This is a genomic window from Nocardiopsis suaedae, assembly GCF_027706745.1.
In the GTDB taxonomy this organism is placed as follows: Bacteria; Actinomycetota; Actinomycetes; order Streptosporangiales; family Streptosporangiaceae; genus Nocardiopsis_A; species Nocardiopsis_A suaedae.
This window is the reverse complement of sequence record NZ_JAQFWP010000064.1, coordinates 1-13,557: the sequence shown is the minus strand read 5'-3', so window position 1 is coordinate 13,557 and position 13,557 is coordinate 1. Positions and strand designations below refer to the sequence as shown.

Below are 13,557 nucleotides of genomic sequence, written 5' to 3'. Positions count from 1 at the left end.
CCTCGCTCGCATGGGCGGCGGCAGCGGCGACGGGGCGGTGAACCTCCGGGCCCGTGAAGCCGAGCGCCGCATGGCCCCCGTGGTGATCGCGGCCGCGCTCGTCTCGGTCCCCGCCGTGTTCTTCGAGGTCTGGGGCTCCGGTGCGGTGGCGGCGACGGGCCGCTGGGCCAACATCGCCGCCGGGGCGGTGCTGTGGGCCGAATGGGGTCTGCTGTTCCTGCTCGCCGAGGGCAAGCGGGCGTGGCTGCGCGATCACCGCTGGACCACTCTGGCGGCCGTGGCCGCCGTGCTCGCGGTGGTGCTGGTGGTCGGCCCGCTGCAGATGCTGCGCCTGGCGCGCGTGGCGGTGTCCCTGAGGCTGCTGCGGGCCGGCCGCATCCTGAAGGCGGGCCGTGTCCTGCACCGCCGGACCGAGCCGGGCCGCCTCCAGCGGGCCCTGCTCACCGGGGCGGTGTCCCTGCTGGTGGCGGTGTTCTGCCTGACCGTGCTGGCCGACCCGCGGGCGGAGAGCCGCCGGATGGTGGAGGCCGCCATGGAGACCTGGGGAGCGGTCCCGGTGGCGGGCGCGGGCGTGGCGGCGGCCGCGGCGGTCGTCGGCTCCCTGCTGTGGCGGCGGAGGAGGCCCCGCCCCGGGGGCGAGGAGTGAGCGGCCCTTCTCCCGCGCCGCGCCGCCGCGCCTCAGCCGACCGCGTCCTCGCAGGTGGAAAACGTGTGGCGGAGGCTCACGGCGCTATGGAAGCATCATCGGCCGTGTTCGACGAATCGGAACCGGACCCCTGATCCATCGGCCCCTGAGCCGTCGGGCCCTGACCCGCCGGCCCCGCGCCCTCCGCTGTGGGAGGCGCCTCCTTCCCGGCCGGAAGGTGCCAGGGCTCGGTGAGCGTTGGGACGAGCGTGTCCATCGCCGTCTCGATGAGGGCGTAGAACCGGTCGGCGCTGGGCTCGGCGACCATGCAGGCCTGGGTGACCGCGGTCTTCATGGCGCATCCGAAGACCGAGGCCAGGAGCCGGGGCCGGAGGTCGCGGGGCGAGGCGCCGCACCGCTCGGCGATCAGGGCCTCCAGGCGCGCCGTGTGCCGGTTGCCCGAGTCGAACCGGGCCGCGAGCAGGTGGGGCGATTCGGCCAGCACCGGCAGCAGCCGGAGCTGGCCCGCGACCACGGTCGGGCTCAGGTCCGCGCGGGTGTTCTGGACGGCCCGGGCCATCGCGGTGAAGGGGTGCTCGTTGAGCGGCCGTTCCCGGAGCCTGTGGAGGAAGACCTCTTCGATGTCGTCGTAGACCGATAGGACGATGTCGTACTTCGACGGGAAGTAGCGGAACAGGGTCCGCTGGGAGACCTCCGCCTCGGCGGCGATCTCCTCGGTGGTCGCCGCCTCGAACCCCCGCTCGGCGAACAGGTCCAGCGCGGCCCCGACCAGGGCCTCGCGGGTCCGGGCCTTCTTGCGCTCGCGCAGGCCGGCCGGGTGGTCCGGTGCGTCGGCTCCGGCGGTGATTCCGGTCACGTGCTCCTCCGGTTCGGCCGCGCGCCCCGCCGGGGGGCGCGTGCGGGGGCGGCGCCACCTCCGCTTTCGCGGATCGGTCGGTCCGAGGATACCGCCGGGCGCAAAATACGTCAGTGATTGTCATCTGTCAGCGGCTGCCACTAGTGTTGCCGGGTCGCGACGGATCGGTAGGCACCGCGGGGCGGCCCGCGGGGGAACGGGGGACGCATGACGCAGACGGCACCACGGGAGGCGCCGCCAGGGCGGCGCCCGGGGCCGCGCGGCGGCCCCTGGGGCACGCTGGTGGCCATCGCCTTCGGGGTGATGATGGTCGCCCTGGACGGGACCATCGTGGCCGTGGCCAACCCGGCGATCGGCGCCGACCTGGACGCCTCCCTGGCCGAGCTGCAGTGGGTCACCCACGGCTACCTGCTCGGCCTGGCGGTCTTCCTGATCACCGCGGGCAAGCTCGGCGACCGCTACGGCCACCGCCGTGTGTTCATGGTGGGCGTCGTCGGCTTCACCCTCACCTCGGTGGCGATCGCCCTGTCCTCGGCGGTGGTCCCGCTGGTGGCCTTCCGCATCCTGCAGGGCGTGTTCGGCGCCACCATCGCCCCCGCGGCGATGGGGCTGCTGCGCTCCAGCTTCCCGCCGGACAAGCTGGGCCGGGCCTTCGGCATGTTCGGCAGCCTGATCGGCGGCGCCACCGCGGCCGGGCCGATCGTCGGCGGCATCCTGGTGTCGGCGTTCAGCTGGCACGCCGCCTTCCTGATCAACATCCCCGTCGGTCTGGCCGCCCTGGGCCTGGGGGTGTGGCTGCTGGGCCCCAACCGCCCCACCGACACCTCCTCGCGGATGGACCTGCCCGGGATCGCGCTGCTCAGCGTCGCGATCTTCGCCCTGGTGTGGGCGCTGGTGGAGGCCCCGGTCAAGGGGTGGGCCCACGCCGAGACGCTGACCGTGCTCGCGGTCGCCCTGGCCTTCGGCACCGTGTTCGTGCTGTGGGAGCGCAAGGCCGAGGCGCCGCTGCTGCCGCTGGGCATCTTCCGCTCCGCGCCCATCTCCATCGGCGTGGTGCTGATGGTGCTGATGGCCCTGGGGCTGATGGGCTCGCTCTTCTTCATCACCTTCTACCTGCAGGGGGTGCTGGGGCTGACACCGCTGCAGGCCGGGCTGCAGCTGCTGCCGCTGACCGCGATGATGGCGATCTGCGCCACCCCGGCCGGGCGCCTCATCGACACCGTGGGCACGCGCGTGCCCACGGTGGGCGGCCTGGTCAGCGCCTCGGTCGCGCTGTTCATGCTCTCCCGGCTCACCCCCGACACCGGGGTCGTCTACACCTCGGTCGGCTTCGTGCTGCTGGGCGTGGGGCTGAGCATGGTGATGACCGGCGCCACCGCCGCGATCCTCACCAGCGCGCCGGTCTCCCTGGCCGGGGTGGCCTCGGGCATGCAGCAGGCCGCGATGCAGCTCGGCGGGTCGCTGGGCACGGCGGTGCTGGGCGCGGTGCTGTCGGTGCGGGTGGCCGCGACGCTGCCCGGCCACTTCGGCGACGCCGGGCTGGAACTGCCGCAGGGGGAGGGGCTCGCCGCGCTGCAGAGCGCCGTCGCCCAAGGCTCCGCGGTGGTCCCGGAGGGCGCCTCCGACGCGGTCGCCCAGGCGGTCACCCGGGCGAGCCACCTGGCGTTCATGGACGGCCTGTTCCTGGCGTTCAGCGTGGCGGCGGCGGTCATGGCCGGGGCGGCGGTGCTGTCCCTGTTCATGAAGCCGGCCGCGAAGGAGGAGGGGGCCGAGGGCGGGGCCGCGCCCGAGCCCGCCGTCCACCTGTGACCTGAGCGGAGAGGAAGGGGGCGGTCCTGCGGGCCGCCCCCTTCCGCCGTGCGCGCGCCGTGTCCGCGAGCCCGGGCGGCGGCCCGGCCCCCGGACACGGCCTCCTCGCACCCGCCGTCTATCCGGTCGTGCGGCGCTCCAGCGCGGCCTTGTGCCGCGCGGCCGGGTCCCAGCCCCCGAGCACGGCCTTGCGCTGCACCAGCACGGCCGCCGCGAACAGGACCGCCGCCACCAGCAGCGACAGCACCACACCGGCGGCGTCCCCGGCCCGGAAGGAGTAGCCCACCGCGATGCCGAACCACCCGAAGTCGGCGTCGCCGAAGGTCGTGTTCGCCTCCCCGAACGAGCCCAGCACGCCCAGCAGCAGCGCGGGCAGCACGGTGATGATCACGCCGTTGACGAAGGCGCCGAGCACCGCGCCCCGCCGACCGCCGGTCGCGTTGCCGTACACGCCCGCCGCGCCCCCGGTGAAGAAGTGCGGCACCAGCCCGGGAAGGATCAGCGCCAGCCCGAACGCCGGGTTGACCACCGCGGCCATGAACGCCAGCGTCACGAGCCCGCCCGCGAAGCTGGCCAGGAACCCGACGAGCACCGCGTTCTGCGCGAAGGGGAAGACGATCGGGGCGTCCAGGGCGGGCACCGCCCCCGGAACGACGCGCTCGGCGATGCCCTGGAAGGCCGGGACCAGCTCGCCCAGGATGGTGCGCACGCCGTACAGGATCACCGCCACGCCGATCCCGAACTGCAGTCCCTGCATCACGGAGGCCATCAGGAAGTGCCCGACGGTGGGCTCGACCCCTTCGGTCGGCGGGAACATCTCCAGCGCCGCCCCGGTGCCCTGGCGGGCCCAGTACAGCAGCGCCACCGCCACGTAGATGACGACCATGCTCAACGCGGTCGCCACCATGGAGTCGCGCAGGAACCGCAGCCCTTCGGGCAGCTTCATGTCCTCGGTGCTGCGGCTGCCCTTGCCGACGAGCTGCCCGGTGGCGCCGGCGGCGACGTAGCCCAGGGTGCCGAAGTGGCCGATGGCGATCTTGCCGTCGCCGCCCACCGCCCGGGTCCACGGCTGGGCCAGCGCGGGCAGGGACACCATCACCACCGCCAGCAGCAGCGCGCCCAGGGCGACCGCGGCCGCGGCGGGCAGGCCGGTCGTCGCCAGCACCATGGTGAGCAGGGTGGCCATGAACAGGGTGTGGTGGCCGGTGAGGAACACGTACCGCAGCGGCGTGAAGCGCGCCAGCACCAGGCTGAGCGCGAAACCGGCGATCATGATCCAGGCGACCTGGGCCCCGAACTCCTGCTGGGCGATGGCCACGATCGCCTCGTTGGTGGGCACCACGCCCTGTGCGCCGGCCGCGCCCTGGATCATCGTGCCCAGGGGCTCCAGGGCGGCGGTGACCAGGCCCGCCCCGGCGCCGATGAGCAGGAAGCCCAGCACGGCCTTGATGCCGCCGCCGACCACCTGCCCGGCGGAGCGGCGCAGCGCGATCAGGCCGACCGCGGTGATCAGCCCGACCATGTAGGCCGGGACGCTGAGGATCTCGTTGACGACGAACCGGGCGATCGCGAGGACCGCGTCCATGGGGGGCTCCCGCCTGTCCGACTACCGGGGGTCGAGGCCGCGCGGACGGACCGCGTCGATCTCGGGAAGAACGCCCTTGCCGGCGTGGTCTCGGCGCCGGCTCCCCGGGGTCAGCGCCCGGTGGCCCCGGCGACGGCCCGGCGGATCTCCTCGGCGTCCATGAAGTTGGCCACCACCGTGACCGGAACGCCCACGTCGCCCAGCTCGGCGGCCAGTTCGCCGGAGGTGAGCACCAGGTCGGCGGTGGCCGCGGCGCCGCGTGCGGTCCCGATGTCGGCGACCTCCACCTCCGCGTCCAGCCCCAGGTCCTGGACGGCCTTCTCGGCATTGGCCTTCAGCAGCACGCTGGTGCCGATGCCCATGCCGCACACGGCGAGGATCCTCACCTATTCGCCCCTCTCGTACTCGGTGATCGCCTTGTGGATCGCCTCGGGCTCGCGCATCGCCTTCAGCTCGCGCAGCCGTTCGGGGTCGCCCAGCATGCGCGCCAGGCGGGACAGGGCGCCGGAGTGGCCGTCGTGGTCCACCGCCGCCAGCCCGATGACCAGCTCCACGGGGTCGTTCTGCGGGTGGCCGAAGGCGACCGGCCGCGCCAGGCTCGCCCAGGACATGCCGGTGTGCAGCACCGCCTCGCTGGGCCGGGCGTGCGCCAGGGCCAGCCCCGGCGCGATGACGATGTAGGGGCCGTACTCGTCCACCGCGTCCTGCATCTGGCCGATGTAGTCCGAGGTCGCCACGCCTCCGGCGACGAGCAGCTCACCGGCGGCGCGGATCGCCGCGCGCCAGTCGTCGGCCGCGATCCCGGTCACGATGGCGTCGGCGGGCAGCAGGGTGGACAGGGACGTGTCGGCCATGGGCCCTCCCGGCGGCGGGACGCGAGGGACGGTCGGGGCCGCGGCGGGCCGCGGCCGCGGGTCCGCGGTGCGGACCGTGTCCAACGTTACGGCGCTTCCGGAGGAATGTAACGCATCACCGACTGGGGTGTCGTGCCCCGAAGCTACTGATCCGCGTCCGGTGTCCGATTGATACGGGTTGCGGTGCGTTCCTGGTGGGACAGGCCGTCGCTGGTCGTGCGGGTCGCGGCGCGGATCAGCCGCCGCGCGTCGTCGGCGGCGGCGCGCACCCGGTCGGGGGCCGCACGGCCGGTGCGCGGCCCGGCGTCCTCCTCCGTCCCGTCGGGGGGCATGCCGATGTCCTCGGGCAGCCCGGCCCGGCCGACGATGCGCATCTGCACCGTCTCCTGGGAGACCGAGGGCCGGATGTCGCCGCTGGGGGTGGTCCAGTGCTTGAGGCGGTGCCGCAGCCACTCCACCCCCTGGTAGCCCTCGCCGCGCGGCCAGGGGGCGCCGTCGGGGCGGTGGCTGAGCGCGTGCAGCAGGTCGGCCACCGACCACCCCGCGGAGAAGAAGCGGGCGGCCTCGCGGCGCAGCTCGGCGAAGTCCACCCCGCGCAGCGAGACGTCCCGGCGGCGGATCAGCTCGCAGGCGCGGTGCACGTCCCGGGGGGTGTGCATGGGCAGGGTGAGCGGGTCGGGGCCGGAGGAGGGGGCCAGCAGCTCGTCGTCGACGGTGACGACGACCTCCCCGTCGCGCCGGTTCTCCCAGATGCCGATGCGCTCGCGCGGCCAGCCCTGCGACTCGGCGAGCGCCGCCGCGAGCCGCTTCAGGTCGAACCCGTCCTGCGAGACGATCCGGAACTCGGCCATGTCCCCCTCCGGCGCGGCGTCGGCCCGGTGCCGACGTCCCTCGCCTGTTCAGGGTACGGGCCGCCGTGGCGGGGCGGGCGCGCCCCGCCGGGGCCCCGGCCCGGTCCCCGGCCTCGGCCTCGGTGGAGTCCCAGGACCGGCGGGCGGTGCCGGAAGCCGCGGGTGAGCCAGGCGGGCGGGGCGCGCCCGGTCGGCATCCCTGCACGGCGAAGGCCAGGGCGCGGTCTGTCCGAGCCGTGATTCCGTCGTCGCATCCGTGGACGGCAACAGGGCGGGCCGCGGCTCCGGCGGCGGCCGCCGCGGCGGCCCGGCCCGCGGAGGAGGGCGCCCCCGCGGCCGCGCGCTAGGGTGGCCCCAGGCGAGGGCCGGACGATCCCCGGCCGACGACGAGGAACCGCTCACGACGACCGCTCACGAGGTGGACCGTGCCCCAGACCGCCATCGCCGCCGAGCAGGCCCCCACCAACCGGGCCCTGCGCGAGTTCCTGCACGGGCTGCCCGGCGTGGACGACGTCGGCGCCCGTGAACGCGCCGCCGGGCTGGCCACCCGCTCGGTCAAGACGACCGCCAAGGCCGCCGCGCTCGACCTTGCCGTGCGCATGGTCGACCTGACCACCCTGGAGGGCGCCGACACCCCCGGGAAGGTGCGCGCGCTGGCCGCCAAGGCCCGCCGCCCCGACCCCGACGACCCGGACGCCCCCGCGGCCGCCGCCGTGTGCGTCTACTCCGACCTGGTCGGCGTCGCCGCCGAGGCGGTGCGCGGCAGCGGCGTGGGCGTCGCCTCGGTCGCCACCGCCTTCCCCTCCGGGCGCGCCCCGCTGGAGGCCAAGCTCGCCGACACCCGCCGCGCGGTGGCCGACGGCGCCACCGAGATCGACATGGTCATCGACCGCGGCGCGTTCCTCGCCGGGGACTACCGCAAGGTCCACGAGGAGATCACCGCCGTCCGGGAGGCCTGCGGCGGCGCCCACCTCAAGGTCATCCTGGAGACCGGCGAACTGGCCACCCTGGACAACGTGCGCCGCGCCTCCTGGCTGGCGATGGGCGCGGGCGCCGACTTCATCAAGACCTCCACCGGGAAGGTGGCGCCCGCCGCCACGCCCCCGGTCGTGCTGGTGATGCTGGAGGCCGTCCGCGACAACCTGGCGGCCACCGGCCGCGCCGTCGGCGTCAAGCCCGCCGGGGGCATCCGCACCGCCAAGGACGCGATCCGCAACCTGGTCATGGTGCAGGAGGTGGCCGGGCCTCGCTGGCTGGACCCGGCACTGTTCCGGATCGGCGCCTCCAGCCTCCTCAACGACCTGCTGATGCAGCGCGCCAAGCAGCGCACCGGCGCCTACGCCGGTCCCGACTACTTCACCATCGACTGAGGCGGCCCCCATGAGCAGCGAGGACCGGCCCCGGGCGCCGGAGGAGCAGGCCGCCGGAGCCGGCGGCGGAGAAGTCGGCGGAGAAGCGGCCGACGGTCACGGCACGAGCAGGAAGGGTTCGCGGTTGGACGGACAGCCCCTGGAGTACGCACCCGCCCCCGAGTCGCGCTCGGTGGTGCGGCTGCGCGAGGCCTACGACCCGTTCATCGACGGGGAGTTCGCGCCCGCCAAGAGCGGCGAGCACCTCACCACCGCCAACCCCGCCGACGAGGAGCCGCTGGCGCAGGTGGCGGTCTGCGGGGAGGCCGACGTCGACCGGGCCGTGGCCGCCGCCCGTCGGGCCTACGACACCGTCTGGCGGGACCTGCCCGGCGCCGAGCGCGGCAAGTACCTCTTCCGCATCGCCCGCGTCCTCCAGGAGCGGGCCCGCGAGACCGCCGTGCTGGAGACCCTCGACAACGGCAAGCCCATCAAGGAGACGCGCGACTTCGACGTGCCCATGGCCGCCGCGCACTTCTTCTACCACGCCGGGTGGGCCGACAAGCTCGCCTACGCCGGTATGGGGTCCGACCCCCGGCCGGTCGGCGTGTGCGCGCAGGTCGTGCCGTGGAACTTCCCGCTGCTGATGCTCGCCTGGAAGATCGCCCCGGCGCTCGCGGCCGGCAACACCGCCGTCCTCAAGCCCGCCGAGACCACCCCGCTGTCGGCGCTGTTGTTCGCCGAGGTCTGCCAGGAGGCGGGACTGCCTCCGGGCGTCGTCAACATCGTCCCCGGGGACGGGGAGACCGGGCGGCTGCTGGTCTCCCACCCGGGGGCCGACAAGGTCGCCTTCACCGGCTCGACCGAGGTCGGCCGGGGCATCGCCCGCACCCTCGCCGGAACCGGTAAGCGCCTCACCCTGGAGCTCGGGGGCAAGGGCGCCAACATCGTCTACGACGACGCCGCCCTGGACCAGGCCGTGGAGGGCGTGGTCAACGGCGTCTTCTTCAACCAGGGGCACGTGTGCTGCGCCGGGTCGCGGCTGCTCGTCCAGGAGTCGGTCGCGGAGGAGTTCCTGGAGCGGCTGCGGGCCCGCATGGCCCTGCTGCGGCTCGGCGACCCCCTCGACAAGAACACCGACATCGGCGCGGTCAACTCGGCCGCCCAGCTCGAACGCATCCGCGCGCTGGCCGAGACCGGGCGTGCCGAGGGCGCCGAGGCCTGGTCGCCGCCGTGCCCGCTGCCCGAGCGCGGCCACTGGTTCCCCCCGACGGTCTTCACCGGCGTGACGCAGGCCCACCGGGTCGCCCGCGAGGAGATCTTCGGGCCGGTGCTGAGCGTGCTGACGTTCCGCACCCCCGAGGAGGCGGTCGCCAAGGCCAACAACACGCCCTACGGGCTGTCGGCCGGGGTGTGGACCGAGAAGGGGTCGCGGATGCTGTGGACCGCCGAGCGGCTGCGAGCCGGGGTGGTGTGGTCCAACACCTTCAACAGGTTCGACCCGGCCAGCCCCTTCGGCGGGTACAAGGAGTCCGGCTACGGCCGGGAGGGCGGGCGCCACGGACTGGAGGCCTACCTTGTCTGAGCACCGGCACGACGGGGCGGCGGCGCCGCGCGTCGCCGTCCGCAAGACCCACAAGCTGTACATCGGCGGGGCGTTCCCGCGATCGGAGTCGGGGAGGTCCTACCCCGTGGCGTCGGCGGACGGAGAACACCTGGCCAACGCGGGCATGGCCTCGCGCAAGGACGCCCGGGACGCGGTGGCGGCGGCCCGCAAGGCCTTCCCCGGGTGGGCGGGGCGCACCGCCTACAACAGGGGGCAGGTCCTGTACCGGGCGGCGGAGATGATGGAGGGGCGGCGGGCCCAGTTCGCCGCCGAGCTGTCGGCCGCCACCGGTGCGGGGCGCCCCGAGGCCGAGCGCGAGGTGTCCGCCGCGATCGACCGGTGGGTGTACTACGCGGGCTGGACCGACAAGGCCGCCCAGGTGCTCGGCGGCACCAACCCGGTCTCCGGGCCCTACGACAACCGGTCCGCGCCCGAGCCGACCGGGGTGGTGGCGGTGCTCGCGCCGCAGGACGCCCCGCTGCTGGGGCTGGTGTCGGTGCTGGCGCCGGTGGTCGCCATGGGCAACACGGCGGTGCTGGTCGCCTCCGAGCGGGCGCCGCTGCCCGCGGTGGCGCTGGCCGAGGTGCTGGCCACCTCGGACCTGCCGGGCGGGGTCGCCAACATCCTCACCGGCCGCACGGCCGAGCTGGCCCCGCCGCTGGCCGCGCACGCCGATGTGAACGCATTGGACCTGGCCGGGGCGCTGGACGTGGCCGGAGCGGGAGACCTGGCCGCCGACCTGGAGGAGGCGGCGGCCGAGACCCTGAAGCGGGTGCTGCGCCCGGACCCGGCGGTGGAGTGGGAGGCCGACCCGGGGCTGGGCCGTATCCGGCCGTTCCTGGAGACCAAGACCGTGTGGCACCCCGTCGGCACCTGAGGTGCGCGAGGTGCCCGGGCGGCGTCTGTGGCGCCTGAGGTGCCCGGTCTCGGGCGCCTGGGGCGCCTGAGGTCGCCTGGGGCGCCGCGGGCGGGGCGATGGGCCGTCATCCGGCCCGCCGAGGAGACCTGGAGGAGAGGCGATGCCCGGCGTGACCGGCTCCACGGGGCACCGTGGAGCCGTCGAGCTGCTGCGTTTGGACAAGCCGGACGGAGTGTCGGACGAGCCACCGGGCGAGGCCCGGGACGAGCCGCCAGGTGAAGCGTCACGCGATGAGTCGGGTGGGCCGCGCGAGGCCCGCGATGAGTCGGGCAGGGAGCCGGGCGACGATCCGGCCGGCGCGGACGCGCGCCTCGCGTTCATCGCGCGCGTCCGCGCCGACGTCCTGCGCCTGCGCCTGGCACCGGGGCAGGGCAGGTTCGTGGACCCGCCGGTGGTGACGCTCCCCAAGGCCGACGCCGTCCCCGGGCAGGTGCCTTTCGCGGTCCTGGTGGACGGCGCGACGGCGGGCTTCGGGATCCTCGACAAGGCGGTGCCGTCGGGAACAGGGATCGTCCCTGGCGACGGGTCGAGCCTGACGGCGGCGCCGGAGCGGGCGGTGATGCTGAGGTCGTTCCTGATCGAGGTCCGATGGCAGGGCGAAGGGGTGGCGCGCCGGGCCTGCCGCCTGCTGCCGTCGCTGGCCCGCGAGGCCGCCCCGGAGGCGGAGGAGGTCCTGGCGACGGTGAAGACGGCCAACCCCGCCGGGTACAGGGCGTACACCGCCGGAGGGTTCGAGGACACGGGCCGCCGATACCTGGGCGCCGATGCGGGGCCCCAGCACGTGCTGTCGATGCCCCTGGTGTGACCTGGGGTCGGCTCTCCCCGCGATGATCTCGACAAAAGTGCTGCCAGAACCGCCGGAACGACAGCACTTCCGTCGAGATCATCGCGGAGAGGGCCGAGCCGCCGCCGACCCGGACCGCGAGGAACCCGCCGCCCGGCAAGCAGGGCTGGGGCACCCTCCCGTAAGGGCGTGAACTGGGCGTTCGTCGAGTGGTCGGTTGCCGGGGCGCCCTTCGCGACACACGGGGGCGCCCGGCGCGGCCACCATTGCCTTCGACCGCCGGGACGGGAAAGGATGCCCCAAGCGGCATTCCCGCGACCGTCCCCCCGTGCGGGCGGCCGCGATCACCCGGACCACCGTGAGGAGAACGCGACCCGTGAGCACCGACCCGATCGCCAGAGCCCGAGAGGCCGCGGACGCGCTGCGCGAGCGCACCGGTACCGATTCCTTCCGCGCCGCCGTCGTCCTGGGCTCCGGCTGGGGACCGGCCGCCGATGCGCTGGGGGAGACCGTCGAGGAGGTCCCCGTGACCGACCTCCCGGGCTTCCCGCCGCCCGCCGTCACCGGACACGCCGGGACGGTGCGGGTCGTGAGCTCCGGAGGTGGTGAAGTGCTCGTCTTCCTCGGCCGGACCCATCTGTACGAAGGGCACGGCACCGACGCCGTCGCGCACGCGGTGCGCACGGCGGTCCAGGCCGGAGCCGGGAACGTGGTGCTGACCAACGCCGCTGGGGGACTGCGTTCGGACGTGCCCGTCGGCAGCCCGGTCCTCATCGCCGACCACATCAACCTCACCGCGCGCTCGCCCTTGAGCGGTGCGGACTTCGTCGACCTGACGACCCTGTACGACCCGCGCCTGCGCGCGCTGGCGCGCGAGGTCGACCCGTCGCTGCCGGAGGGCGTGTACGCGGCGATGTCGGGCCCGCAGTTCGAGACCCCGGCCGAGATCCGCATGCTGCGCGCGCTCGGGGCCGACCTGGTGGGCATGTCGACCGCCCTGGAAGCGATCGCGGCCCGTGCCCTGGGGGCGTCGGTGCTCGGCATCTCGTTGGTCACCAATGTCGCGGCGGGACTGTCGGACCAGCCCTTGGACCACAAGGAGGTCCTGGACACCGGCCGCGAGGCCGCCGCCGGACTGGGCGACCTGCTGGCAGGGGTGGTGGCCAAGCTCTGACGCCCGGGGCGCCGGGGTGGTCGCCGGAAGATGATGCCTGGCGTCGCCGCAGGTCATTCGCTCCGAGTTCCGCGCACGCGGTGATGGGCCGGCCTTCGTCCGCGTCTGCTCGGGGACGGGGGCCGAACTCCGCGCAGGCGGAGATGGACCGCCGCAGATGCGCCGCGCGCACTATCGGGCCCCGAGCCCGGCGCAGGCGGAGGCGGGTCGGCCATGGCGGCCTGCACCTCGAACGGCTGCAGCCGAACTCCGCGCTCGCGGAGATGCGGCGTTACACCTGGTTGCGCCGGGTGGGTTCGGGGTGAGGGGCGCCGCGCCCTTCGCCCCTCGGCGCAAGGCCCGCCCCCTGTCGGCGCCTGCGGAGTAGGCTGGCGGCGCCCGGGCGACCGGGGCGCACCCTCTGCGTAAGAAAGGCGTTCGCATGGAGGAGACCGCGGCCGTCCTGCGCGACCGTGCCCGCGAATGGCTGGCCCACGACCCCGACCCCGCCACCCGTGCCGAGCTCATCGCCCTCCTGGACTCCGGTGACGACGCGGCCCTCGCCGACCGGTTCGGCGCCCGCCTCGAGTTCGGCACCGCGGGCTTGCGCGGCGAGCTCGGGGCGGGCCCCAACCGGATGAACACCGCCGTCGCCATGCGCGCGGCCGCCGGGGTCGCCGACTGGGTCGGCACCGGCGCCGTCGTCGCCGTCGGGTACGACGCCCGCCACCGCTCCGCCGACTTCGCCCGCGCCACCGCCGAGGTGCTCGCCGGGGCCGGGTGCCGCCCCGTCCTCCTCCCCGCCCCGCTGCCCACCCCCGTGCTCGCCTACGCCGTGCGCCGCCTGAGCGCCGCCGCCGGGGTGATGGTCACCGCCAGCCACAACCCCGCCCGCGACAGCGGCTACAAGGTCTTCCAGGGCACCGCCGGGGACGCCGCGCCCGGCGAGGTGGGCGCGCAGATCGTCCCGCCCTCGGACGCGGACATCTCCGCCGCCATCGACCGGACCCCCTTCGCCGACGAGCTGCCCCGCGGCACCGCCGTCGCCCCGGCCCCCGAGGGCCTCACCGCCGACTACACCGCCGCGCTGGCCGCCCTGCCCATCGGCGACGACCGCGACGTGCGCGTCTGCTACACGCCCCTGC

General features: G+C 75.0%; 12 protein-coding genes and 1 pseudogene. 8 read left to right on the top strand and 5 right to left on the bottom strand.

Annotated elements, in window-relative coordinates; translation table 11 throughout:
* The first annotated feature begins 10 nt into the window (after positions 1–10).
* Positions 11–646 (top strand): hypothetical protein, encoded by a 636-nt coding sequence (locus tag O4U47_RS25150; RefSeq protein ID WP_270680445.1) that lies wholly within the window; start codon positions 11–13, stop codon positions 644–646.
* A 76-nt stretch (positions 647–722) separates the two neighbouring features.
* Here O4U47_RS25150 and O4U47_RS25145 read toward each other — a convergent pair whose 3' ends face one another.
* The gene (locus O4U47_RS25145; RefSeq protein WP_270680444.1) at positions 723–1,502 is read right to left on the bottom strand and encodes a TetR/AcrR family transcriptional regulator; all 780 of its coding nucleotides are present in this window, start codon (positions 1,500–1,502) and stop codon (positions 723–725) included.
* Between the two features lie 207 nt (positions 1,503–1,709).
* Between O4U47_RS25145 and O4U47_RS25140 the strand changes: the two genes are divergently transcribed.
* Entirely contained in the window at positions 1,710–3,311 is a 1,602-nt protein-coding gene (locus tag O4U47_RS25140; RefSeq protein ID WP_270680443.1) for an MFS transporter, read from the top strand.
* A gap of 118 nt (positions 3,312–3,429) precedes the next feature.
* On the opposite strand, the gene O4U47_RS25135 is transcribed toward O4U47_RS25140, so the two are convergent.
* From O4U47_RS25135 to O4U47_RS25120, 4 genes are all read right to left on the bottom strand, one after another.
* Positions 3,430–4,896 carry a PTS ascorbate transporter subunit IIC gene (locus tag O4U47_RS25135; protein ID WP_270680442.1) on the bottom strand — a complete coding sequence of 489 codons (1,467 nt, stop codon included), beginning with the start codon at positions 4,894–4,896 and terminating at the stop codon, positions 3,430–3,432.
* A 110-nt stretch (positions 4,897–5,006) separates the two neighbouring features.
* Positions 5,007–5,282 (bottom strand): PTS sugar transporter subunit IIB, encoded by a 276-nt coding sequence (locus O4U47_RS25130; RefSeq protein ID WP_270680441.1) that lies wholly within the window; start codon positions 5,280–5,282, stop codon positions 5,007–5,009.
* Positions 5,283–5,750, bottom strand: a complete 468-nt coding sequence (locus tag O4U47_RS25125) for a PTS sugar transporter subunit IIA (protein WP_270680440.1) — start codon at positions 5,748–5,750, stop codon at positions 5,283–5,285.
* 143 nt (positions 5,751–5,893) lie between these two features.
* Positions 5,894–6,601 carry a hypothetical protein gene (locus O4U47_RS25120; RefSeq protein ID WP_270680439.1) on the bottom strand — a complete coding sequence of 236 codons (708 nt, stop codon included), beginning with the start codon at positions 6,599–6,601 and terminating at the stop codon, positions 5,894–5,896.
* 425 nt (positions 6,602–7,026) lie between these two features.
* Between O4U47_RS25120 and deoC the strand changes: the two genes are divergently transcribed.
* From deoC to O4U47_RS25090, 6 genes and pseudogenes are all read left to right on the top strand, one after another.
* A complete protein-coding gene (gene deoC / locus O4U47_RS25115; protein WP_270680438.1) occupies positions 7,027–7,971 on the top strand; it encodes a deoxyribose-phosphate aldolase in 945 nt (314 codons plus the stop codon).
* 124 nt (positions 7,972–8,095) lie between these two features.
* On the top strand, positions 8,096–9,535 hold the full coding sequence (locus O4U47_RS25110) for an aldehyde dehydrogenase family protein (RefSeq protein ID WP_270680437.1): 1,440 nt from the start codon (positions 8,096–8,098) through the stop codon (positions 9,533–9,535).
* Positions 9,528–10,433: an aldehyde dehydrogenase family protein gene (locus O4U47_RS25105; protein ID WP_270680436.1), complete on the top strand. Its 906-nt coding sequence runs from the start codon at positions 9,528–9,530 to the stop codon at positions 10,431–10,433. Before O4U47_RS25110 ends, O4U47_RS25105 begins: the two co-directional genes overlap by 8 nt.
* A 142-nt stretch (positions 10,434–10,575) precedes the next feature.
* The gene (locus O4U47_RS25100; protein ID WP_270680435.1) at positions 10,576–11,280 is read left to right on the top strand and encodes a GNAT family N-acetyltransferase; all 705 of its coding nucleotides are present in this window, start codon (positions 10,576–10,578) and stop codon (positions 11,278–11,280) included.
* 355 nt (positions 11,281–11,635) lie between these two features.
* Positions 11,636–12,433, top strand: coding sequence for a purine-nucleoside phosphorylase (locus O4U47_RS25095; RefSeq protein ID WP_270680434.1), 798 nt, complete (start codon positions 11,636–11,638; stop codon positions 12,431–12,433).
* A 421-nt stretch (positions 12,434–12,854) separates the two neighbouring features.
* Positions 12,855–13,557, top strand: a pseudogene (locus O4U47_RS25090) (phospho-sugar mutase); the annotation flags it as partial.